Annotated in this window: 22 protein-coding genes and 2 tRNA genes; 17 read left to right on the top strand and 7 right to left on the bottom strand. The window is 68.1% G+C overall.

Annotated features, from left to right (window positions below):
* Window positions 1–138: 138 nt before the first annotated feature.
* On the top strand, window positions 139–690 hold the full coding sequence (locus tag VGU65_RS06020) for an NUDIX hydrolase (protein WP_327473800.1): 552 nt from the start codon (window positions 139–141) through the stop codon (window positions 688–690).
* A gap of 61 nt (window positions 691–751) precedes the next feature.
* Here the strand turns inward: VGU65_RS06020 and VGU65_RS06025 are convergent, their stop codons facing one another.
* From VGU65_RS06025 to VGU65_RS06040, 4 genes are all read right to left on the bottom strand, one after another.
* A complete protein-coding gene (locus VGU65_RS06025; protein WP_327473802.1) occupies window positions 752–1,279 on the bottom strand; it encodes a 3-hydroxyanthranilate 3,4-dioxygenase in 528 nt (175 codons plus the stop codon).
* A 69-nt stretch (window positions 1,280–1,348) separates the two neighbouring features.
* On the bottom strand, window positions 1,349–1,990 hold the full coding sequence (locus tag VGU65_RS06030; protein ID WP_327473804.1) for a methyltransferase domain-containing protein: 642 nt from the start codon (window positions 1,988–1,990) through the stop codon (window positions 1,349–1,351).
* Window positions 1,991–1,994: 4 nt separating this feature from the next.
* The gene (gene parE / locus VGU65_RS06035) at window positions 1,995–3,884 is read right to left on the bottom strand and encodes a DNA topoisomerase IV subunit B (protein ID WP_327473806.1); all 1,890 of its coding nucleotides are present in this window, start codon (window positions 3,882–3,884) and stop codon (window positions 1,995–1,997) included.
* Between the two features lie 197 nt (window positions 3,885–4,081).
* A complete protein-coding gene (locus VGU65_RS06040) occupies window positions 4,082–5,881 on the bottom strand; it encodes an aminopeptidase P family protein (protein WP_327473807.1) in 1,800 nt (599 codons plus the stop codon).
* 147 nt (window positions 5,882–6,028) lie between these two features.
* Between VGU65_RS06040 and pyrG the strand changes: the two genes are divergently transcribed.
* The 8 genes from pyrG (at window position 6,029) to truD (ending at window position 13,029) form a co-directional block, all read left to right on the top strand.
* Entirely contained in the window at window positions 6,029–7,708 is a 1,680-nt protein-coding gene (gene pyrG / locus VGU65_RS06045; protein ID WP_327473809.1) for a CTP synthase, read from the top strand.
* A gap of 217 nt (window positions 7,709–7,925) precedes the next feature.
* Window positions 7,926–8,759, top strand: a complete 834-nt coding sequence (gene kdsA, locus VGU65_RS06050; RefSeq protein WP_327473811.1) for a 3-deoxy-8-phosphooctulonate synthase — start codon at window positions 7,926–7,928, stop codon at window positions 8,757–8,759.
* Window positions 8,760–8,806: 47 nt separating this feature from the next.
* Window positions 8,807–10,120 (top strand): phosphopyruvate hydratase, encoded by a 1,314-nt coding sequence (eno, locus tag VGU65_RS06055; protein WP_327473813.1) that lies wholly within the window; start codon window positions 8,807–8,809, stop codon window positions 10,118–10,120.
* Between the two features lie 18 nt (window positions 10,121–10,138).
* A complete protein-coding gene (gene ftsB, locus VGU65_RS06060; protein WP_327473815.1) occupies window positions 10,139–10,462 on the top strand; it encodes a cell division protein FtsB in 324 nt (107 codons plus the stop codon).
* Window position 10,463: 1 nt separating this feature from the next.
* Entirely contained in the window at window positions 10,464–11,153 is a 690-nt protein-coding gene (ispD, locus tag VGU65_RS06065; protein ID WP_327473817.1) for a 2-C-methyl-D-erythritol 4-phosphate cytidylyltransferase, read from the top strand.
* Window positions 11,154–11,316: 163 nt separating this feature from the next.
* On the top strand, window positions 11,317–11,790 hold the full coding sequence (gene ispF / locus VGU65_RS06070; RefSeq protein ID WP_327473819.1) for a 2-C-methyl-D-erythritol 2,4-cyclodiphosphate synthase: 474 nt from the start codon (window positions 11,317–11,319) through the stop codon (window positions 11,788–11,790).
* A complete protein-coding gene (locus VGU65_RS06075) occupies window positions 11,787–11,996 on the top strand; it encodes a hypothetical protein (RefSeq protein ID WP_327473821.1) in 210 nt (69 codons plus the stop codon). The genes ispF and VGU65_RS06075 overlap by 4 nt, the downstream gene beginning before the upstream one ends.
* A 25-nt stretch (window positions 11,997–12,021) precedes the next feature.
* A complete protein-coding gene (gene truD / locus VGU65_RS06080; protein WP_327473823.1) occupies window positions 12,022–13,029 on the top strand; it encodes a tRNA pseudouridine(13) synthase TruD in 1,008 nt (335 codons plus the stop codon).
* 189 nt (window positions 13,030–13,218) lie between these two features.
* On the opposite strand, the gene VGU65_RS06085 is transcribed toward truD, so the two are convergent.
* Window positions 13,219–13,770, bottom strand: coding sequence for a Smr/MutS family protein (locus VGU65_RS06085; protein ID WP_327473825.1), 552 nt, complete (start codon window positions 13,768–13,770; stop codon window positions 13,219–13,221).
* A gap of 145 nt (window positions 13,771–13,915) precedes the next feature.
* Here VGU65_RS06085 and surE point away from each other — a divergent pair, with 145 nt between their 5' ends.
* The 4 genes from surE (at window position 13,916) to VGU65_RS06105 (ending at window position 16,993) form a co-directional block, all read left to right on the top strand.
* The gene (gene surE, locus VGU65_RS06090; RefSeq protein ID WP_327473827.1) at window positions 13,916–14,695 is read left to right on the top strand and encodes a 5'/3'-nucleotidase SurE; all 780 of its coding nucleotides are present in this window, start codon (window positions 13,916–13,918) and stop codon (window positions 14,693–14,695) included.
* Window positions 14,696–14,705: 10 nt separating this feature from the next.
* Window positions 14,706–15,395, top strand: coding sequence for a protein-L-isoaspartate(D-aspartate) O-methyltransferase (locus tag VGU65_RS06095; RefSeq protein WP_327473828.1), 690 nt, complete (start codon window positions 14,706–14,708; stop codon window positions 15,393–15,395).
* A 33-nt stretch (window positions 15,396–15,428) separates the two neighbouring features.
* Complete coding sequence (locus VGU65_RS06100) at window positions 15,429–16,037, top strand: YqaA family protein (protein WP_327473830.1); 609 nt, start codon at window positions 15,429–15,431, stop codon at window positions 16,035–16,037.
* A 74-nt stretch (window positions 16,038–16,111) separates the two neighbouring features.
* Entirely contained in the window at window positions 16,112–16,993 is an 882-nt protein-coding gene (locus VGU65_RS06105; protein WP_327473831.1) for a peptidoglycan DD-metalloendopeptidase family protein, read from the top strand.
* A gap of 15 nt (window positions 16,994–17,008) precedes the next feature.
* On the opposite strand, the gene VGU65_RS06110 is transcribed toward VGU65_RS06105, so the two are convergent.
* Window positions 17,009–17,401 (bottom strand): Mth938-like domain-containing protein, encoded by a 393-nt coding sequence (locus VGU65_RS06110; protein ID WP_327473832.1) that lies wholly within the window; start codon window positions 17,399–17,401, stop codon window positions 17,009–17,011.
* Window positions 17,401–17,697, bottom strand: coding sequence for a ribosome assembly RNA-binding protein YhbY (gene yhbY, locus VGU65_RS06115; protein WP_327473833.1), 297 nt, complete (start codon window positions 17,695–17,697; stop codon window positions 17,401–17,403). The genes VGU65_RS06110 and yhbY overlap by 1 nt, the downstream gene beginning before the upstream one ends.
* A gap of 81 nt (window positions 17,698–17,778) precedes the next feature.
* Here yhbY and rlmE point away from each other — a divergent pair, with 81 nt between their 5' ends.
* From rlmE to VGU65_RS06135, 4 genes are all read left to right on the top strand, one after another.
* Entirely contained in the window at window positions 17,779–18,429 is a 651-nt protein-coding gene (gene rlmE / locus VGU65_RS06120; protein ID WP_327473834.1) for a 23S rRNA (uridine(2552)-2'-O)-methyltransferase RlmE, read from the top strand.
* Window positions 18,426–20,369 (top strand): ATP-dependent zinc metalloprotease FtsH, encoded by a 1,944-nt coding sequence (gene ftsH, locus VGU65_RS06125; protein WP_327473836.1) that lies wholly within the window; start codon window positions 18,426–18,428, stop codon window positions 20,367–20,369. Before rlmE ends, ftsH begins: the two co-directional genes overlap by 4 nt.
* A gap of 197 nt (window positions 20,370–20,566) precedes the next feature.
* A tRNA-Arg gene (locus tag VGU65_RS06130) sits at window positions 20,567–20,643 on the top strand.
* A 166-nt stretch (window positions 20,644–20,809) separates the two neighbouring features.
* Window positions 20,810–20,886 (top strand) — tRNA-Pro (locus VGU65_RS06135).
* Window positions 20,887–20,889 lie beyond the last annotated feature (3 nt).

The following is a 20,889-nucleotide window of genomic DNA, read 5'->3' on the forward strand; positions in this document are numbered from 1 at the left end:
GCTCCCCCGACCCTGGCGTTCGCAACGCGTCGAGCCGACGTGACGGGCAACCTTAGCCGAGCATGACTAGGGGTACAAGCGCCACACGGCACGCCGCCGCTGCGTAGAATCACTGCCCGTTCCAGCCTTCGTATCGCCATGCTCTTTCCGCTCGCCGACGACCTTGCACAAGCATTGCGCCTTCATGCCCACGCGGGTGCGCAGCACGGCGTGGCCGACCGGTTCCTAACGTTTCTCGCCAGCGATCCGAACGTGTTCGAACGCAGCCACGCTGCAGGTCATTTCACCGGTTCGGCCTGGCTGGTCAGCGCCGACGGCGAGCGCGTGCTGCTCACCCATCACCGCAAACTGGAGCGCTGGCTGCAATTGGGAGGCCACGCCGATGGCGATCGCGACCTGGTGCGCGTCGCCTTGCGCGAAGCCGAAGAGGAGTCAGGGCTTCGCGACCTGGCCGTCGACCCGGCGATATTCGACCTGGACTGCCACCGCATACCCACCCGCGGCGCCGAGCCGGCACACCTGCACTACGACGTGCGCTACGTGGTACGCGCCACTGGCAGCGAAGCGTTCGTGGTGAGCGACGAATCGCTCGAACTGGCCTGGCGGCCGATCCGTGCCGTGGCGCAGGATCCCCGGGCGGACGAGTCGCTGCGTCGCATGGCGCGGCGCTGGCTGGCCCGCAAATGGTAGGGAGGCCGTCGAGCCGGTGGCGTCGCGGCCTGGTCTACGCAAGGACGCTTGCACAGGCGAATCAAGCCTGCTCGTAGCGCTCGGGAGCCGGGTTGAGGTGCCCGCAGATATCGCAGGTGCGGGCCTTGCGCGAGCGGTAGAAGCGTTCGAACACCGGCGGGAAATCCCGCTCGATGCTGTCGAGGGTGAAATATTCCTCGTACAGCTTGTGGTTGCACCGCTCGCAGAACCACAGCAGCCCATCCTGTTCGCCGGCCAGGCGCCGCCGCTCGATCACCAGTCCGACCGAACCGGCCATGCGCTGGGGCGAGTGCGGCACCCGCGCGGGCAGGTAGAACAGCTCGCCGGCGCGAATGGGAATGTCGCGTGCGACGCCTTCGTCCTGCACCTTGAGCACCATCTCGCCCTCGAGCTGGTAGAAAAACTCGGGGCCTTCGTCGAAGTGGTAGTCGGTGCGGGCGTTGGGCCCACCCACGATCATCACGATGAAGTCGCCGTCCACGATGCACTTATTGCCTACCGGCGGTTTGAGCAGGTGGCGGTGCTCGTCGATCCAGCGTTGCAGGTTCAGCGGAGGGGCCAGGGCCATGCAGGTGCGCTCGCGAGAGGAGCTACCAAGATAGCGCCACGACGTACGCAGGGAAACGTAGGCTCGGCCTCAATCTTTCACCGCTTCCAGTTCCCAGCGCAGGTAGACCCGGGAGCGCTCCGACTTGCCGCGCAAGTGCCGTGAAAACCGGCGCACGCCGCGCGCGAAACGCTTGAGCGGGCCGTGGGGCCTGCGGTTCTCCGAAGATCCCGGCACAGCACTGTAGGCGTCGACGATGTCCACCCAGTCGACCCGCAGCACCCGAAAGCGCCCGGTAAAGCCGTACATGCGCGCCATCGGCTTGTCGCCGCAGAAATAGGTGTGGGTGCGGTCGGTGATGATGTTGACGTGGGTGGGGTCGGTGAACGCATCCGGGTGCGGCCAGGCCGGAGTCAGCGCATAAAAGCGTCCGCCCGGCACCAGTACCCGCCACACCTCGTCCATCAGCCGCACGAAGGGGAACGTCGTGCCCCGGCCATCGCCGGTGGGCAGGACGCGCGGTACGTGTTCGATAAAATCGTAGGCCGAGACGGAGGCGAAGCTGCCCTCGGCGTACGGGATCGGTTCCATCACCAGGTTGGCCACGCGGTACTCGAACGCGGCCTCGGCAGGCGCGGGCCGCACGTCGATCCCGCACAGGCGCGAGCGGCCATAGGGGTTGCGCGGGAACTTGCCGCAACCCAGGTCGAGGTGGCGGTCGGCGGCTTCCATGCGCTCAGACCTCCAGCGTCGCCAGGTCGCCCTTCTCTTCGAGCCAGCTCTTGCGGTCGCCGGCGCGCTTCTTGGCCAGCAGCATGTCCATCAGCTTGGCGGTGCCTTCGCTGTCCTCGACGGTGAGCTGCACCAGGCGCCGCGTGTCAGGATGGATGGTCGACTCGCGCAGCTGCCCCGGGTTCATCTCGCCCAGGCCCTTGAAGCGGGTAACCGAGACGGCGCCCTTCATCTTCTCCCGCTCGATCTTCTGCAGCATGGACTGCTTCTCGGCCTCGTCCAGGCAGTAGAACACCTGCTTGCCCACGTCCACGCGGAACAGCGGCGGCATCGCCACGAACACGTGGCCCTCGCGCACCAGCGAGGGGAAGTGGCGCAGGAACAGAGCCGAAAGCAGGGTGGCGATGTGCAGCCCGTCGGAATCGGCGTCGGCCAGGATGATGACCTTGCCGTAGCGCAGGCCGGAGAGATCGTCCTTGCCCGGATCGCAGCCGATCGCCACGGCAAGGTTGTGCACTTCCTCGGAAGCGAGCACCGAAGTGGACTCCACTTCCCAGGTGTTGAGGATCTTGCCGCGTAGCGGAAGGATGGCCTGAAACTCCTTGTCGCGCGCCTGCTTTGCGCTGCCGCCGGCGGAGTCGCCCTCGACCAGGAAAAGCTCGGTACGGGTGAGGTCGGTGGCGGTGCAGTCGGCCAGCTTGCCGGGCAGGGCGGGGCCCTGGGTGATCTTCTTGCGCACCACCTGCTTGGCCGCCTTCAGGCGTGCGCTGGCGCGCTCGATGGCGAGCTGGGCGATGCGTTCGCCCAGGTCCACGTGCTGGTTGAGCCAGAGGCTGAAGGCGTCGTGCACCACGCTCTCGACCAGGGCCGCGGCGTTGCGCGAGGAGAGCCGCTCCTTGGTCTGGCCGGCGAACTGCGGGTCCTGCAGCTTGGCCGAGAGCACGAAGGCCAGGCGCTCCCACACGTCCTCGGGCGCGAGCTTCACGCCGCGCGGCAACAGGTTGCGGATGTCGCAGAACTCGCGGATCGCGTTGGTCAGGCCCGAGCGCAGGCCGTTGACGTGGGTGCCGCCCTGCGCGGTAGGGATCAGGTTGACGTAGCTCTCCTGCACCAGCTCGCCCTCGGGCAGCCAGGTGAGGGCCACGTCCAGGCCTTCGATGTCGCGGGCCACGTGGTGCACGAACAGATCGGCCGGGATCGCCTCGGCGCCGTCGAGCTCGCCGCGCAGGTAATCGCGCAGGCCGTCCTCGTAGTACCACTCGCTGGTTTCGCCGCTGGCCAGGTCGATCAGCTTCACGCTCAGGCCCGCGCACAGCACGGCCTTGGCGCGCAGCAGGTGCTTGAGCTTGGGCACCGAGATCTTGGGCGAGTCGAAGTATTTGGGATCGGCCCAGAAGCGCACGGTGGTGCCGGTCTTCTTCTTCGGCACCGAGCCGATCACCTCCAGCTCGCTGACGCGGTCGCCGTGCTCGAAGGCCATGCGGTATTCGCTGCCGTCACGACGGATGGTCACTTCCACGCGCTGCGACAGCGCGTTGACCACTGACACGCCCACGCCATGCAGGCCGCCGGAGAAGCTGTAGTTCTTGCCGCTGAACTTGCCGCCCGCATGCAGTCGCGTGAGGATCAGCTCCACGCCCGGCACGCCTTCTTCCGGGTGGATATCGACCGGCATGCCGCGGCCATCGTCGCTGACTTCGACCGAACCGTCGGCGTGCAGGATCACCTCGATGGCTTTCGCGTGGCCGGCCAGCGCCTCGTCCACCGAGTTGTCGATCACCTCCTGCGCCAGGTGGTTCGGGCGCGAGGTGTCGGTGTACATGCCGGGGCGGCGTTTGACGGGATCGAGGCCGGAGAGGACTTCGATGTCGGCGGCGTTGTAGCGACTGCTCATGCGCGGGGTCGATCAGGGAACGGAGCGTTGCAGGATGGCGAGAGGCGGGCGGGGCGGTCAAGCACGAAAGAGCCGATGACCACACCCTGGCCGGTCGTCATTCCCGCGAAAGCCGCAATCCATGTGCCCTTGCCCTAAGTCAAAGTGGGTTCGCGGGAATGAGGCCGGGCGAGCCGGGGGGCGCGGAACAGGGCGCCTCAGAGCGGCGCGCAATGCCGCTCCAGCCACGCCAGGTCCGCATCCTCCAGCAAGGGCGCCAGCGCCGCGCGCACGGTCGCGTGGTAGTCGTCCAGCCAGGCGCGCTCCTCCGGATTGAGCAGGCCCGGCTCCAGCGCGCGGCGGTCGAACGGGCACAAGGTCAGCGTCTCGAAGGCGTAGAACTCGCCGAACTCGGTCTGGTCCGCGGCCACCACCACGGCCAGGTTCTCGTGGCGGATGCCGTGGCGCGCCGGCTTGTACAGGCCCGGCTCGATCGACGTGATCATGCCCGGCTCCAGCGGCACCAGCGCGCCGTTGACCACCGGCGGGCGGATCGAATGCGGGCCTTCGTGGACGTTGAGGAAGTAACCCACGCCATGGCCGGTGCCGTGGCCGTAGTCCAGCCCGCTGGCCCACAGCGGCGCGCGTGCCAGCGCATCCAGTTGCGGGCCGCTGGCGCCCTTGGGGAAGCGCGCGCGCGAAAGCGCGATGAGGCCTTTCATCACCAGCGTGGCGTCGCGGCGCTGCTCGGCGGTGGTCTCGCCCAGCGCCAGCACGCGGGTGATGTCGGTGGTGCCGCCGAGGTACTGCCCGCCCGAGTCGATGAGCAGCAGACCCTTGCGCTGCAGCGTGCTGTGCGCCTCGGGCGTGGCGCGGTAGTGCGGCAGGGCGCCGTTGGCCTGGTAACCGGCGATGGTGGCGAAGCTCTCGCCGACGAAGCCGGGTTGGGCCGAGCGTTCCTCGTGCAGCAGGGTGTCGACGTCCAGTTCGGTCTGGCTCATGCCGGCGGCCAGGCGCTCTTCGAGGCGGCGGAAGGCGCGCACCAGCGCGGTCCCGTCGCGGCGCATGGCTTCGCGGATGTGCTCGAGTTCGGATTCGGTCTTGCGGGCCTTTAAGGCGGTGGACGGGTTGGCGGCCTCCACGCGCGCGGCATCCGCGCCGATGGCATCGGCCACCGCGCAGACCATGCGTGCCGGATCGATCAGCAGTCGAGCACCCTTGCCCAGTTCGCCCAGCGCATCGGTGACGGTGGCGTAGTCGGCGATGCGCATGTCATCGGCCTTCAGGCCGACGACCAGCGCGTCGCTGAGCTTGCCGCGGTCGACGAACAAAGTGGCGGGCCCGTCCGTCTCGACCAGCAGGTGGGCGAGGAACACCGGGTTGCACTCCACGTCGCTGCCGCGCAGGTTGGTCAGCCAGGCGATGTCGTCCAGGCTGGAGACCAGGTAGTGCGTGGCTTGCTGGCGGCGCAGGCCGGCGCGCAGGCGCTCGAGCTTTTCCGCGCGGGTGGCGCCGGGATAGCCGGCCGCATGCTCGAACACCGGTGACCTGGGCAAGGCGGGGCGATCGGTCCATACCTCGCCGGGCAGGTCCAGGTCGGTGCGCACGCGTGCGCCGATTTCGCCCAGCAGGCGTTCGATCTGCCGGAGCGCGGCGAGCGAGAGGCTGTCGCCCGCCACCGCCAATACGTCGCCTTCCCCGAGGTGCTGCTGCAGCCACTGCAGGTGCTCGGGCGCGTGCGAAACCCTCTGCTTCTTTAGCGTGGCGCCGCTGCCGGCCAGCTGCTGTTCGGCCTGGGAGAAGTAGCGCGAGTCGGTCCACAGGTCGGCGTCGGTCGCGGTGACGACCAGCGTGCCGGCCGAGCCGGTGAAGCCGGACAGCCACTCGCGGGCGGCCCAGTGGGCGGGCAGGTATTCGGACAGGTGCGGGTCGGCGGTCGGGACCAGGCAGGCGGCGACGCCATGGCGCTGCATGGCCTGGCGCAACGCGGCCAGGCGGGAGGGAATGGGGGTGGTCATCCGTCCATGCTAGCAGCGCATGGTGTTTCCCTCCGCTTCCCGACCGCCGGAGGTGCGTGAGGGGCGAGGGTGAACCGTTCGGCCGGAATGTCTCGCCGCGGAGCCCGTCAGTCGCTAAAATGCCGATTTCCAGCACGGCTGCATTCCATGACCCCCCTGATTTTCGTCACCGGCGGTGTGGTGTCCTCACTCGGCAAGGGCATCGCGGCGGCGTCGCTTGCGTCCATCCTCGAGGCGCGCGGGCTCTCGGTCACCATGATGAAGCTCGATCCCTACATCAATGTGGATCCGGGCACCATGAGTCCCTTCCAGCACGGCGAGGTCTATGTCACCGACGACGGTGCCGAGACCGATCTGGACCTGGGCCACTACGAGCGCTTCGTCCACACCAGGTTGACCGGCAAGAACTCGATAACCACCGGAAAGATCTATGAGTCCGTGATCCGCAAGGAGCGCCGCGGCGACTACCTGGGCGCCACCGTGCAGGTGATCCCGCACATCACCGACGAGATCAAGCACTGCGTGCACGAGGCCACCCGCGGCTTCGACGTGGCGCTGGTGGAGATCGGCGGCACCGTGGGCGACATCGAGTCGCTGCCGTTCCTGGAAGCGATCCGCCAGCTGCGCATCGAGCACGGGCCGGAGAAGTGCCTGTTCATGCACCTGACCCTGGTGCCGTTCATCAAGGCCGCCGGCGAGATCAAGACCAAGCCGACCCAGCATTCGGTGAAGGAACTGCGCTCGATCGGCATCCAGCCGGACATCCTGCTGTGCCGCTGCGAGGAGGCGCTGCCGGAAAGCGAGCGACGCAAGATCGCGCTGTTCACCAACGTGCCGGAGAACGCCGTCATCAGCGCGATCGACGTGGACGTGATCTACAAGACCCCGCTGTGGCTGCACAGCCAGGGCCTGGACGACATCGTGGTCCGGCGCCTGGGGCTGGACGCCAAGCCGGCGGACCTGTCGAGCTGGCGGCGCACCGTGGAGGCGGTGGAGCATCCCAGGGACGAGGTCACCATCGCGATCGTCGGCAAATACGTGGAACACAAGGACGCCTACAAGTCGCTCGGCGAGGCGCTGCGCCACGGCGGCATCAAGCAGCAGACCCGGGTCAACCTGGACTGGGTCGATTCGGAGGAAGTCGAATCCAAGGGCGCGCAGGCCGTGCTGGGCCGGGCCGATGCGATTCTGGTGCCGGGCGGTTTCGGCAAGCGCGGTTTCGAGGGCAAGGTGCTGGCGGCCAAGTACGCGCGCGAAAGCGGCGTGCCGTACTTCGGCATCTGCTACGGCATGCATGCGGCGGTGGTCGACTTCGCTCGCAACGTGGCGGGTCTGAAGGACGCCGATTCCAGCGAGAACGAGCGCAACACCGCCAATCCCGTGATCGCTCTGATCACCGAGTGGACCACCGCAGCCGGCGAGATCGAGCAGCGCAGCGAGCACTCGGACCTGGGCGGCACCATGCGCCTGGGCTCGCAGGAGGCGCGCCTGAAGACCGGCACGCTCGCGCGCGAGACCTACGGCCAGGAGGTGGTGCGCGAGCGCCATCGCCACCGCTACGAGTTCAACAACCGCTACCGGCAGGATTTCGAGGATCTGGGCCTGGTGGTCTCGGGCAAATCGATGGATGACCTGCTGGTGGAAATCGTCGAGCTGCCGCGGCAGAAGCACCCATGGTTCCTGGGCTGCCAGGCGCACCCCGAATTCACTTCCACGCCGCGCGACGGGCATCCGCTGTTCATCGGTTTCGTGCAGGCAGCGCGCGAGTACAAGGCGGTGCGCGAGGGGGAAAGGCTGGCAGGGGCGCAGGCGCAGGCGCGGGCCTGATGGCCTGCCTCAAGGCGACCTGCGCCATATCCTTGATGCGTCCGATGGAACATGGCGTCATTCCCGCGGAAACGGGAATCCACGTTCGACGGACAGCCAGGAACAAATTCGATTCCCGCCTGACCAGGCCATCGGCCGTCGAAGAGCGCCTGGCGGGAACGACGCATCCGAAAAGGTTTGGCAACTCGCCCACGGGCGGGCATCGGCAGGAAATACTATGAAGCTCTGCGGTTTCGAAATCGGCCTCGACCAGCCCCTGTTCCTGATTGCCGGCCCCTGCGTGGTCGAATCCGAGCAGCTGCAGTTGGACGTCGCGGGCAAGCTGAAGGAAATCACCGGCCGGCTGGGCGTCAATTTCATCTTCAAGTCCAGCTTCGACAAGGCCAACCGTTCTTCCGGCCAGAGCTTCCGCGGCCCGGGCCTGGAACAAGGCCTGCGCATTCTCGGCGAGGTCAAGCGCCAGATCGGCGTGCCGGTGCTCACCGACGTGCACGAGTACACGCCGATGGACGAGGTGGCTGCCGTGGTCGACGTGCTGCAGACGCCGGCCTTCCTGTGCCGCCAGACGGACTTCATCCAGAACGTGGCGCGCGCCGGCAAGCCGGTGAACATCAAGAAGGGCCAGTTCCTGGCGCCGTGGGACATGAAGCACGTGGTGGCCAAGGCCAGGGACGTGGGCAACGACGCCATCATGGTGTGCGAGCGCGGCGCGAGCTTCGGCTACAACAACCTGGTATCGGACATGCGCTCCCTGAGCGTGATGCGCGAGACCGGCTGCCCGGTGGTGTTCGACGCGACCCATTCGGTGCAGCTGCCCGGCGGGCAGGGCGCCAGTTCCGGCGGCCAGCGCGAGTTCGTGCCGGTGCTTGCGCGTGCAGCGGTGGCGGTGGGCGTGGCCGGCCTGTTCGCCGAAACGCACCCGGATCCGAGCAAGGCGCTCTCCGACGGCCCCAACGCGTGGCCGCTGGGCAAGATGGAGGCGCTGCTGGAAACCCTGATGGAACTGGACGCCGCGACCAAGCGCCACGGCTTCCTCGAACAGACGCTGTAGGCCTGCCTGCGAACGACATTGACGCCACTCTGGACAAACGGACCACCATGACCACGACGATCACCCGCATCCACGCCCGCGAGATCCTCGACTCGCGCGGCAATCCAACGCTGGAAGCCGAAGTCACCCTGGCCGATGGCGCATTCGGCCGGGCCGCGGTGCCCAGCGGCGCCTCGACCGGCTCGCGCGAGGCGGTGGAACTGCGCGACGGCGACAAGTCGCGCTACGGCGGCAAGGGCGTGACCCGCGCGGTGGCCAACGTCAATGGCGCCATCGCCGATGCGCTGAAGGGTTTCGACGCGGCCGACCAGAAAGGCCTGGACGGCAAGCTGATCGCGCTGGACGGCACCGCGAACAAGGGCAAGCTCGGCGCCAACGCGCTGCTCGGCGTGTCCATGGCCGCGGCGCACGCGGTGGCCGCCTCGCGCCGCGAGCCGCTGTGGAAGTACCTCTCTGGCTTTAACAAGAATGGCGGCAAGCCCGGCAGCCTGCCGGTGCCGATGATGAACATCGTCAATGGCGGCGCGCATGCCGACAACAACGTCGACGTGCAGGAATTCATGATCCTGCCGGTGGGCGTGCCGAGCTTCGCCGAGGCGCTGCGCGCCGGCGCTGAGATCTTCCATGCGCTCAAGAGCGTGCTCAAGGGCAAGGGCCTGAACACCGCCGTGGGCGACGAGGGCGGCTTCGCGCCCAACCTGCGCTCCAACATCGAGGCGCTGGACACCATCCTGGAGGCGGTCGGCAAGGCCGGCTACAAGGTCGGCAGCGAGATCCTGCTGGGCCTGGACGTGGCCAGCTCCGAGTTCTTCAAGAACGGCAAGTACGACCTGGAGGGCGAGGGCAAGGCGTACGCGCCGGAGCAGTTCGTCGACCTGCTGGCCGGCTGGGCCAAGCAGTACCCGATCGTCACCATCGAGGACGGCATGGCCGAGGGCGACTGGGACGGCTGGAAGCTGCTCACCGACAGGATCGGCAAGGAGGTGCAACTGGTGGGCGACGACCTGTTCGTCACCAACCCGTCGATCTTCCGCGAGGGCATCGAGAAGCACATCGCCAACGCGATTCTGATCAAGGTCAACCAGATCGGCACGCTGTCCCAGACGCTGGAGGCCATCGCCATGGCCGATGCGGCCAAGTACGCGGCGGTCGTGTCGCACCGCTCGGGCGAGACCGAGGACACCACGATTTCCGATATCGCGGTGGCGACGACCGCGACCCAGATCAAGACCGGCTCGCTCTGCCGTACCGACCGCGTGGCCAAGTACAACCAGCTGCTGCGCATCGAGGAGCAGCTGGGCAGCGCCGCCCGCTACGCCGGCCGCGACGCGTTCCCCAACCTCGCCCGCCTGCCGGGCTGACCGGAGTCCGCTTAGCCCATGCTGCGCTGGATCGCCCTGATCCTCCTCGTGATCCTGATCGGCCTGCAGCTGAAGCTGTGGACCGGCAGCGGCGGCATGCACGAAGTGCAGGCATTGCGTACCGCCGTGCAAAAACAGGGCGGCGAGAACGATCGGCTGGTCCAGCGCAACCAGGCGCTGGCAGCCGACGTCAGCGACCTCAAGCACGGGGAGCAGGCGGTCGAGGCGCGCGCCCGTGCGGAGCTGGGCCTGATCAAGCCGGGCGAGACGTTCTACCAGGTGGTCGAGCAGCCGGCCGGCGCCGCGAGTGCGCCAGCGCCGGGCAACGGCGGCGGGCACTGACGTGGCCGCTCTCTGGTGCGTGGTGCCGGCCGCCGGGCGCGGCACCCGGGTCGGCGGCGATTGCCCCAAGCAGTACCTGCCTCTGGCCGGGCGTCCCTTGATCCTGCACACGCTGGAGCGGCTGGCGGCGCATCCGCGCATCGCCGGCCTGCTGGTGGCGCTGGCGGCGGATGACGGCCGCTGGCCGGGCATCGGCACGTTGGGCGGCAAGCCGGTGCTCACCGCGGTGGGCGGCGGCGAGCGGGCCGATTCGGTGCTGGCTGGCCTGCGTGCCTTGCCGTCCGGCGTGGGTCAGGGCGATTTCGTGCTGGTGCATGACGCCGCACGTCCCTGCGTGCGCTCGGGCGACATCGATCGGCTGATCGATGCCGCGATCGCCGGCGACGGCGGCCTGCTCGGGGCGCCGTTGCGCGACACCCTGAAGCGCGCCGATGCGCACGGCCGCAGCACCCTCACCGAGCCGCGCGAGCAGCGCTGGCGCGCCTTCACGCCCCAGATGTTCCGGCGCGGGCAGCTTGCGGCTGCGCTCGGGGCGGCCGCCCGCGAGGGCGTGGCGGTCAGCGACGAGGCCATGGCAATGGAGCGGGCGGGGTTCGCGCCGTTGCTGGTGGAGGGCGCGGAGGACAATATCAAGGTGACCACGGCGGCGGACTTCGCGTTGGCGGAGTTCCTGCTGTCGAGGACGAAGTAGCGGACCGGAGCGGGCGCTTGTTTTCGTTCGTCGTTCCGCGAGAGCGAGGATCCATTTTGACTTTCGGACAGAGCAAGATGGGTTCCCGCTTGACCCGCACTTCGTTGTTGAAGAGCGCCTCGCGGGAATGACGTCAGCTGGGTTGGATGATCAGGCGGCACATATGCGCATAGGCCAGGGTTTCGACGTACACGCATTCGGCGAGGGCGATTTCGTCGTGCTCGGCGGCGTGCGTGTCCCGCACCATCGCGGCGTGGTCGCCCACTCGGACGGCGACGTGGTGATCCATGCGCTGTGCGACGCCATCTTCGGCGCGCTGGCGCTAGGCGACATCGGCCGGCACTTCCCGCCCTCGAACGAGCGCTGGCGCGGCGCCGACAGCCGCCAGTTCCTGCGTCACGCGGCGATTTTGATGGCGCAGCACAGCTACACGCTGGGCAACGCCGACGTCACGGTCGTCTGCGAGGCGCCGAAAGTCGGCCCGCACGCCGAGGCGATGCGCGCGAACCTGGCCGAGGACCTCGCCTGCGAGGTCGGCCGCATCAGCATCAAGGCCACCACGACCGAGAAGCTCGGCTTCACCGGCCGTGGCGAAGGCATCGCTGCACAGGCCTGCGTCCTGCTGGAACGCGCGTGAGCGACGAGGCTCGCGGCGTGCACCGGCTGCACGAGCAAATGGAGGCCGCCACTGCGCTGCTGCAGCGGCTTGCCGAAGAAGTCACGCGCGCGCGCCAAACCGTGGCACTTGGCCTGGTGACGTCCGCGGCGATGATGCGAGCTGCCGTGGCCGCCTTCGCGGGCATCGCCTTCCCGATTCGTGAATTTCCGCTTCCGCGGGAATGACGTCCACAGAAACAGACTCTCCGCCATGCATGAACTTCCCTACGCCCACGGCACTCCTCCGCTCACCGCCCGTCTTCGCGCCGCGCCGGAGGACTTCCTGGTCGAGGAAATCCTCGGCTACGACGCCGACGGCGCGGGAGAGCACGCGTTGCTGTGGGTCGAAAAGCGTGGTGCCAACACCGACTGGGTGGCTCGCGAGCTGGCGCGCTTCGCCGGAGTGCCGCCCGTGGCCGTGGGCTATGCCGGCCTGAAGGACCGCCATGCCGTCACCCGCCAGGCCTTCAGCGTACAGCTGGCCGGCAAGCCGGATCCGGACTGGTCGGCCTTCCCCCACGCGGAAGTGAAGGTGCTCGCCGCCACCCGACACGGTCGCAAGCTCAAGCGTGGCGCGTTGCGGGGCAACCGCTTCGTGCTGGTGCTGCGGGAAGCGCAGGGCGACCGTGCCGCCGCCGAGCGGGTGCTCGCCGCCATCGCCGCGCGCGGCGTGCCCAACTATTTCGGTGAGCAGCGCTTCGGCCGCGAGGGCGGCAACGTGGCGCAGGCGCGGGCCATGTTCGGCGGCCGGCGCGTCGACCGCGACAAGCGATCCTTCCTGCTGTCGGCGGCCCGCTCGCACATCTTCAACGGCGTGCTCGCCGCGCGGGTGGAGCAGGGCGCTTGGGATACGCCGCTGGAGGGTGAGATCTGGTCGCTGGCTGGCTCGCGCTCCTGGTTCGGCTCCGAAACATTCGATGCCACCTTGGCAGATCGCCTGGTGCGTGGCGACATCCACCCTTCCGGCCCCCTGTGGGGACAGGGCGAGCCGCCCACCACCGGCGAGGCCGGCGCGCTGGAACGGGAAGTGGCCGCACGCGACATCGACCTGGCCGAAGGCCTGGCTGCAGCCCGGATGGACCAGGAACGCCGCCCCCTGCGACTGCTGCCCCGCAACCTCTCCTGGCGCTGGCTGGCCGAGGACGTGCTGGAGCTTGCGTTCGAACTGCCGGCCGGCGCCTACGCCACCGTCGTGGCGCGGGAGCTGGCGCAGGCCTGAGGCTTTGCCGGCGAGTACGGGCGTTTCCATCGTGGTCGATGGCCAGGCCGGTCGTCCCCGCAAGCCCACAAGCGGTCACCGCGGACTTCTTCATGATGTTCGACTTGCCGTTCGCAACGAACGCGGCTGAGTCGACGCGGCGGAAGCTAAGGCTGCGCGCCCGTGCCGGCATACGCGTACCGACCGGCGTCACGCGTTCCTGAGCAGGACCACTACCGCCCCGGTGCCGCCCTGCGCCGGGCGCGCCGAGGCGTAGGCGATCACGTCGTCGCGACGGCGCAGCATGCGGTCGGTGAGCACCTTCAGGACCGGGCCGGCGGCCTTGGAGCGCAGGCCCTTGCCGTGCACGATGCGCACGCAGCGCAGGCCGTGCTGGCGGGCCTCGGCCAGGAAACTGGCGATGCTCGATTGCGCGGCGGCGGCGTTCATGTGGTGCAGGTCCAGCTCGTCCTGGATGCTGAACTGGCCGCGCTTGAGCTGGCGCAGCAGGCGGGGCGGGTAGCCGTCGCGCAGATAGCTCAGCTCCTCGCCGATTTCCATCAGCGCCGGATCGAAGGCGAGCTCCAGCAGTTCGCCGGGCACGGCCGCCTCGTCCGCTTCGAGCATGTGCGCGCGCGGCTCGGGGCGCGGCGCGGGCGTCGGTGGCGCGTCGGCGTGAAGCTCGCGCACCGGGCCGATGGCGTCGCGGAACAGGCGGATGTCGTCCTCGTCGAGCTCGATGGGGGTGCGGCGCTTCTTCATGAAGCCATGCTAGCAAGGGGCCTGGTGGAGGTTCCCGTGCGCGTCATGGGGCGGCCGTGAAACGAGTGGGCCGCTCCGGTAGACTCGCAAGGATCGGAGCGCGGCCTCTTTGCAGTGCGCGCTCGTGCACTCTTGACGGAATCCCATGCGAGTCCTGGTAAGCAACGATGACGGCGTGGATGCCCCCGGCATCCGCGTGTTGGCCGAATGTCTGGCGGCGGTGGGGCAGGTGACGGTGGTGGCGCCCGACCGCGACCGTTCCGGCGCCAGCAATTCGCTCACCCTGGACGCACCCATTCGCGCACTGAGGATGGACGACGGCCGCTACCGCGTCGCCGGCACCCCGACCGACTGCGTGCACCTGGCGCTCGCCGGCCTGCTCGAAGAGGAGCCGGACATCGTCGTGTCGGGCATCAACAATTCGTCCAACCTCGGCGACGACGTGATCTATTCCGGTACGGTGTCGGCGGCGATGGAGGGGCGCTTCCTGGGCCTGCCGGCAATCGCGGTATCGCTGGTCAGCCGCGACCACAAGGGTGAGCACTACGCCTCGGCCGCGCAGGCGGTGCTGCTTTTGATGAAGCGGCTGCTGGTCGATCCACTGCCGGCCGACACCATCCTCAACGTCAACGTGCCTGACCGGCCCTGGCACGAGATCCGCGGCTTCGAAGTGACTCGCCTGGGCAAGCGCCACCGCTCGGCGCCATGCATCGCGCAGACCGACCCGCGCGGCAAGCCGATCTGGTGGATCGGCCCGGCCGGCGGCGCCGAGGACGATGGCCCAGGCACCGACTTCGACGCGGTGCGCCGCGGCTACGTGTCGGTGACGCCGATCCACGTCGACCTCACCCGTTACCAGGCGCTGGAGAAGATCAGCGGCTGGATGCAGGCGATGAGCGAGGCGATGGACGAGAAGGCGGCCTGACGGGATGACGATGAACATCCATCCGCTGCCGCCGTCGGCATTCAAGGGCGAGGGGATGACCTCGCAGCGCGCACGCGACCGCCTGGCCGCCACGCTCAAGGAAAGCGGGATCCGCGACCCGCGCGTGATCGAGGTGATCCGCAATACGCCGCGCCACCACTTTATCGACCAGGCGCTGCACTCGCGCGCCTACGAGAACACCGCGCTGCCGATCGGCCACGGCCAGACTATCTCCCAGCCCTGGGTGGTGGCGCGCATGACCGAGGCGCTGCTGGATCATTTCAACGGCGGCCTGCCGCAGAAGGTGTTGGAGATCGGCACCGGATCGGGTTATCAGGCGGTGGTGCTGGCCGCGCTGGTCGGCCAGGTGTTCACCGTCGAGCGCATCGAGGAGCTGTTGCGCCAGGCGCGACGGCGCTTCCGCCAATTGGGCCTCGCCAACGTGCGCTCGCGCCACGACGACGGCAAGCTGGGCTGGCCGGACGAGGCGCCGTTCGACGCGATCATCCTCACCGCGGCCGGCGACGCGATTCCCAGCCTGGTACTGGAGCAGCTCTCCCCCACCGGCGTGCTGGTGGCGCCGGTGGGTTCGCCCAGCAGCCAGATGCTGCTGCGCATCCGCGGCGACGGCCAGGGCGACTTCGTCCAGGAAGAGCTGGGCGCCGTCAGCTTCGTCCCCCTGCTCGGCGGCATCGGCTGATGCCCCGCCTCCCGCGAGAAGGAAACTCTTGAGATGCGGCTGTTCGGAACGCTTTACTCGCGTGCACTTACATGGGCGCGCGATCCGCGGGCGGTCTACTACCTCTGCGGCTTGAGCTTCGTCGAGGCCTTCATCTTTCCGGTCATGCCGGAGGTGATGCTGGCGCCGATGATGCTCGGCAAGCGGCAAAAGGCATTCTTCTACGCCAACGTCAGCCTGCTGTTCTCGCTGCTGGGCTCGCTGGTCGGTTATGCGCTGGGCCACTGGGCGTTCCAGGCCCTGCAGCCGCTGCTTGCCTCGCTGCACCTGCTCGGGCCGATCGAACAGGGCGTGGCCAGCCTGCGTGCGCAGATGAACGAGCATTGGCTCGGCCTCCTCCTGGTGCTTGCGCTGGCCGCGCTGCAGCCGGTGGTGCCGATGAAGTTCGTGACATGGGCGTCGGGCATCGTCGGCGTGCCGGTGATCCCTTTCCTGGCCTGCATGGCGGTCGGGCGCGGCAAGCGCGTGTGGCTGCTCGCGCTGTTGATCCGCCTGTTCGGCGAGCGCGCCGAGCGGGTGCTGCACAAGCACATCGAGCGCATCGGCTGGGCGGCGATCGTCGTGCTGGCGCTGCTGCTCGCATGGTGGATCTGGCTGCATTGAGCGGCATCGCGGCGCCGGCCGTTCCCGTGAAATTGCCGTGTCGGCTGGGTATGCTGGGCGGCATGATGAAATGGATGCGTCCTTCCGCGGCCTTGCTGGCCGTGCTGCTCTTGAGTGCCTGCGGCGCAACGCGGCGTGCGGTGATCGTCCAGCCGAGCGGCGGCGACGTCGAACCGCGGACATCCGCGCCGGCGCCCGTCCATGCATCGGGCAGCTATCGCGTGGCGCGGGGCGACACGCTGTATTCGATCGCCTTTCGCCATGGCGTGGACTTCCGCGACCTGGCTGCGTGGAACCGCATCGCTGCCCCGTACACGATCTGGCCCGGCCAGACGCTGCGGCTGTCGGCCTCCGGCGGCAGGGCGGCTGCCGCGTCGCGGCCCGTCGCGACGGCTGGTCGCCATCCTGCGGCGCCGGTCTTCGAACAGGTGCCGCCCCAGGTACATCCTCGCGCGTCGGTGCCCCTGGCCGAAGCTGCCAAGTCGTCCAGCGCGACACCGCCGGCGACCACGGCCGCTGCGCCGGTGCCTCCCCGGTCGGTTAGCGCCGCGGAGACTTCACCCAAGGGCGCGACCCGGAACACCGGTGGCGTGGCCTGGCGCTGGCCGGCCGATGGCCCGCTTATCAAGCGCTTCCAGAGCGGCGACGCGATCCCGGGCATCGAGCTCGGCGGCAAGGCCGGCGATCCGGTGCGCGCCGCCGCCGATGGCGTGGTGGTCTACAGCGGCAATGGGCTGGTCGGCTACGGCGAGCTGATCATCATCAAGCACAACGACAGTTTCCTGTCGGCCTATGGCCACAATCGCAAGCGTCTGGTGAAGGAGGGCCAGCGGGTGACCGCAGGCCAGCTGATCGCCGAGATGGGCGCGACCGGGGCCTCGCGCGACGAGCTGCAGTTCCAGATCCGGCGTGACGGCAATCCCGTGGATCCGCTGGAGTTCCTGCCGGCGCGCTGACCCCGAGGAACGGTGTCAGCCGGCTGCGGCGTGCGACCGCGGCAGGATGAAGGCGCCCACCACGCGACGCCCCTCGCCGGCGAGCAGGTCGTAGGTGCGCGCGGCGGCGGCGTTGTCCATCACTTCGACGCCGATGCCTCGTCGCAGGAAGCCGGCCATGAACGCAGCGGCGGGAAAGCGTTGGCGGCTGCCGGTGCCGAGCAGCACCACTTCCGGCTGCAGCGCCAGTACGGTCTCGACGGCACCTTCGTCGAGGGCGGCCACTTCCGCGACCGGCCAGTTCTCGACCAGCCGGTCCGGCGCCAGCAGGAAGCTCGCCGACAATTCCCGATCGACCACGGTGATCGCCGCGTCGCCCACGCGACGGATGAACAGGTAGCCCTCGGGGCGTTCGAGCGAAAGGTCCATCAGCGCGGCAAGGCGAGCTTGGGCTCGTCCTCGTTGCGGCGGAACAAGGTCACCGTATGGCCGATCTGCTGCACGTTTTCCGCGCCGCTGCCTTCGGCCAGGTAGGCGATCTGCGCCTCGCGTTCTTCCTTGTCGCCGCCGGAGAGCTTCACCTTGACCAGCTCGTGGTGACTGAGCGCCAGGTCCAGCTCCTTGAGCACGGCCGGCGTCGCGCCCTTGGCGCCCAGCAGGATCACCGGGTGCAGGTCGTGGGCGAGACTGCGCAGGTAGCGGCGCTGGGAAGGGGAGATCGGCATGCGGTAAGGGTCCACGATTCGCGGTCAGGGAGCCGTAAAGGGTATCATGCGGCCGTCTGTCCCCATCGGTGGCCCCGCCGCATGTCCCGCAGCAAGAGCAGTTCCCGCTGGCTTCGGGAGCATTTCGACGACGTCTACGTAAAGAAGGCCCAAGCCGAAGGGCTGCGCTCGCGCGCCGTGTTCAAGCTGGAGGAGCTGATCGAGCGCGACCGGCTGCTCAAGCCGGGCATGCGCGTGGTGGATCTGGGCGCGGCGCCCGGTGGCTGGTCGCAGCTGGTGCGCCAGCGGCTGGGCGACAGCGGCATGGTGGTCGCCCTGGACATCCTGCCGATGCAGGGCATCGCGGGTGTCGATTTCATCGAGGGCGATTTCCGGGAGGAGGCGGTGTTGCACCAACTGGAAGAGCGCCTGGGTGGTCAACCCGTCGATCTTGTACTGTCGGACATGGCCCCCAATATGAGTGGAGTGGCTCTGGCCGACCAGATCCGCGCCATGGACCTGGCCGAGCTGGCCCTGGATTTTTCCCGGCACTGGCTCAAGCCGGGAGGGGCGTTCCTGATCAAGCTCTTTCAGGGGGCCGGCTTCGACGACTACCTGCGCAACTTGCGCGCGCAGTTCGAGCGCGTAACCATGCGTAAACCCAAGGCCTCCCGCGCGCGTTCGCGGGAGGTGTATGCGCTCGCCACGGGCCGGAAACCCGGCGGCAAGCAAACGGACGAGAACCGCGCATGAACGAAATGGCGAAAAACCTGTTGCTGTGGCTCATCATCGCGGTAGTCCTGCTGACGGTGTTCCAGAGCTTCAACCCGCACGGCGGTTCTTCCTCCGACCTGCCGTACTCGAGCTTCGTGCAGAGCGTGGACAGCGGCAACGTCGCCAGCGCCACGATCAGCGCGGACAATCCGGCCACCATCAGCGGCAAGCTGAAGGACGGCAGCGCGTTCCGCACGGTGGCGCCGGTGCTGGGCTTCTCCACCAACGGCATCGTCAAGCAGATGCAGGACAAGAACGTGGTGGTGACCCAGGAGCCGTCCAACAACGGTTTCTCGCTGCTGGGCCTGCTGGTCAACTGGCTGCCGATCATTCTGATCGTGGGCGTGTTCATCTGGTTCATGCGTCAGATGCAGGCGGGTGCGGGCGGGCGCGGGGCGATGAGCTTCGGCCGCTCGCGCGCCAAGCTGCAGGGCGAGGACCAGGTCAAGGTCAACTTCACCGACGTCGCCGGCTGCGACGAGGCCAAGGAGGAAGTGGGCGAACTGGTCGAGTTCCTGCGTGACCCGGGCAAGTTCCAGAAGCTGGGCGGCAAGATTCCGCGCGGCGTGCTGATGGTCGGCCCGCCCGGCACCGGCAAGACGCTGCTGGCCAAAGCCATTGCCGGCGAGGCCAAGGTGCCGTTCTTCTCGATCTCCGGCTCGGACTTCGTGGAGATGTTCGTGGGCGTGGGTGCCAGCCGCGTGCGCGACATGTTCGAGCAGGCCAAGAAGCACGCGCCGTGCATCATCTTCATCGACGAGATCGACGCGGTCGGCCGCCATCGCGGCGCGGGCCTGGGCGGCGGCCACGACGAGCGCGAGCAGACGCTCAACCAGTTGCTGGTGGAGATGGACGGCTTCGAGGGCACCGAAGGCATCATCGTGATCGCGGCGACCAACCGCCCCGACGTGCTCGATCCCGCGCTGCTGCGTCCGGGCCGTTTCGACCGCCAGGTGGTGGTCGGCCTGCCCGACGTGAAGGGCAGGGAACAGATCCTCAAGGTGCACCTGCGCAAGGTGCCGACCGCAAGTGACGTCAACTCGATGGTCATCGCGCGCGGTACGCCTGGTTTCTCAGGTGCGGACCTGGCCAACCTGGTCAACGAAGCGGCGCTGTTCGCCGCGCGCGAGAACGCGCGCGAGGTGCGCATGAGCCACCTGGACAAGGCGCGCGACAAGATCCTGATGGGCACCGAGCGCCGCTCGATGGCCATGAGCGAGGACGAGAAGCGCCTGACCGCCTACCACGAGGCCGGCCACGCCATCATCGGCCGCCTGGTGCCGGAGCACGATCCGGTCTACAAGGTCACCATCATCCCGCGCGGCCGCGCGCTGGGCGTGACCATGTACCTGCCCGAGGCCGACAAGTACTCGATCAACCGCGTGGCGATCCAGTCGCAACTGTGTTCGCTCTACGGTGGCCGCGTGGCGGAGGAGCTGATCTTCGGTGCGGACAAAGTCACCACGGGCGCGTCCAACGACATCGAGCGCGCCACCAAGATGGCACGCAACATGGTCACCAAGTGGGGCCTGTCCGACGAACTGGGACCGGTCACCTACGGCGAAGACGAGGACGAGGTCTTCCTCGGCCGTTCGGTGACCCAGCACAAGAACGTCTCCAACGAGACGGCCCGTCGCATCGACGAGGTGGTGCGCGACATCCTCGACCGGGCCTACGCGCGCAGCAAGCAACTGTTGACCGCCAACCTCGACAAGCTGCACGTGATGGCCGATGCGTTGCTGCAGTACGAAACCATCGATGCGCGCCAGATCGACGACATCATGGCCGGTCGCCAGCCGGGCGAACCTGCCGACTGGTCCAAGCCGACTTCCGGCGGCTCCGTGCCACCGAATCTGCCGCCGCGTGGGGATGCCGGTTCGACCAAGCTGGGCGACCCTGCCACGCAGCCGCACGGCTGACCAGGGCACTGGCGTGCTGTTCCGTTTGGACGTCCAAACGCCAAGTTGCCAGGGACGCCACGGATCTTCGCGGATGAGGAAAGCGAAGAAATTTTGAAAAAGGTGTTGACGCCATCGCGTCCGTTCTGAATAATTCCGCTTCTTGCTTCGGCGCCCTCACCTCGGTGAGGAGTCGTCAGGCAAACCAGTTTCACCGCGCGCCCGTAGCTCAGTTGGATAGAGTACCAGGCTACGAACTTGGTGGTCGGGAGTTCGAATCTCTCCGGGCGCGCCATTTACACCGCAAGGCATGTTGTTCGCACCATGACTTGTCCGTCTGCGCCGAAGCGTCGATGGGGCCGGAAAGGAAACCGGTGCGCTGGATACGGATTGACGAGGTGAAGCGTCGCCCGTAGCATTCGAGGGCTTCGGTACGCGATAAGCGTCCTACAGGTTTGCTACGGGGTATAGCTCAGTCTGGTAGAGCGCCAGCTTTGGGAGCTGGATGTCGGGGGTTCGAATCCCTCTGCCCCGACCAGCA

It is taken from the genome of Frateuria sp. (genome assembly GCF_035943815.1).
In the GTDB taxonomy this organism is placed as follows: domain Bacteria; phylum Pseudomonadota; class Gammaproteobacteria; order Xanthomonadales; family Rhodanobacteraceae; genus Frateuria_A.

Coding starts and splice junctions, on each gene's coding strand:
- yhbY (WP_327473833.1), bottom strand. CDS start 17,697: ATGCCGATCTCCCCTTCCCAGCGCCGCTACCTGCGCAGTCTCGCCCAC.
- VGU65_RS06105 (WP_327473831.1), top strand. CDS start 16,112: ATGCGTCCTTCCGCGGCCTTGCTGGCCGTGCTGCTCTTGAGTGCCTGC.
- surE (WP_327473827.1), top strand. CDS start 13,916: ATGCGAGTCCTGGTAAGCAACGATGACGGCGTGGATGCCCCCGGCATC.
- kdsA (WP_327473811.1), top strand. CDS start 7,926: ATGAAGCTCTGCGGTTTCGAAATCGGCCTCGACCAGCCCCTGTTCCTG.
- VGU65_RS06110 (WP_327473832.1), bottom strand. CDS start 17,401: ATGGACCTTTCGCTCGAACGCCCCGAGGGCTACCTGTTCATCCGTCGC.
- rlmE (WP_327473834.1), top strand. CDS start 17,779: ATGTCCCGCAGCAAGAGCAGTTCCCGCTGGCTTCGGGAGCATTTCGAC.
- ispF (WP_327473819.1), top strand. CDS start 11,317: ATGCGCATAGGCCAGGGTTTCGACGTACACGCATTCGGCGAGGGCGAT.
- VGU65_RS06085 (WP_327473825.1), bottom strand. CDS start 13,770: ATGAAGAAGCGCCGCACCCCCATCGAGCTCGACGAGGACGACATCCGC.
- VGU65_RS06030 (WP_327473804.1), bottom strand. CDS start 1,990: ATGGAAGCCGCCGACCGCCACCTCGACCTGGGTTGCGGCAAGTTCCCG.
- ftsB (WP_327473815.1), top strand. CDS start 10,139: ATGCTGCGCTGGATCGCCCTGATCCTCCTCGTGATCCTGATCGGCCTG.
- ftsH (WP_327473836.1), top strand. CDS start 18,426: ATGAACGAAATGGCGAAAAACCTGTTGCTGTGGCTCATCATCGCGGTA.
- VGU65_RS06040 (WP_327473807.1), bottom strand. CDS start 5,881: ATGACCACCCCCATTCCCTCCCGCCTGGCCGCGTTGCGCCAGGCCATG.
- truD (WP_327473823.1), top strand. CDS start 12,022: ATGCATGAACTTCCCTACGCCCACGGCACTCCTCCGCTCACCGCCCGT.
- eno (WP_327473813.1), top strand. CDS start 8,807: ATGACCACGACGATCACCCGCATCCACGCCCGCGAGATCCTCGACTCG.
- VGU65_RS06095 (WP_327473828.1), top strand. CDS start 14,706: ATGAACATCCATCCGCTGCCGCCGTCGGCATTCAAGGGCGAGGGGATG.
- parE (WP_327473806.1), bottom strand. CDS start 3,884: ATGAGCAGTCGCTACAACGCCGCCGACATCGAAGTCCTCTCCGGCCTC.
- pyrG (WP_327473809.1), top strand. CDS start 6,029: ATGACCCCCCTGATTTTCGTCACCGGCGGTGTGGTGTCCTCACTCGGC.
- VGU65_RS06025 (WP_327473802.1), bottom strand. CDS start 1,279: ATGGCCCTGGCCCCTCCGCTGAACCTGCAACGCTGGATCGACGAGCAC.
- VGU65_RS06100 (WP_327473830.1), top strand. CDS start 15,429: ATGCGGCTGTTCGGAACGCTTTACTCGCGTGCACTTACATGGGCGCGC.
- VGU65_RS06020 (WP_327473800.1), top strand. CDS start 139: ATGCTCTTTCCGCTCGCCGACGACCTTGCACAAGCATTGCGCCTTCAT.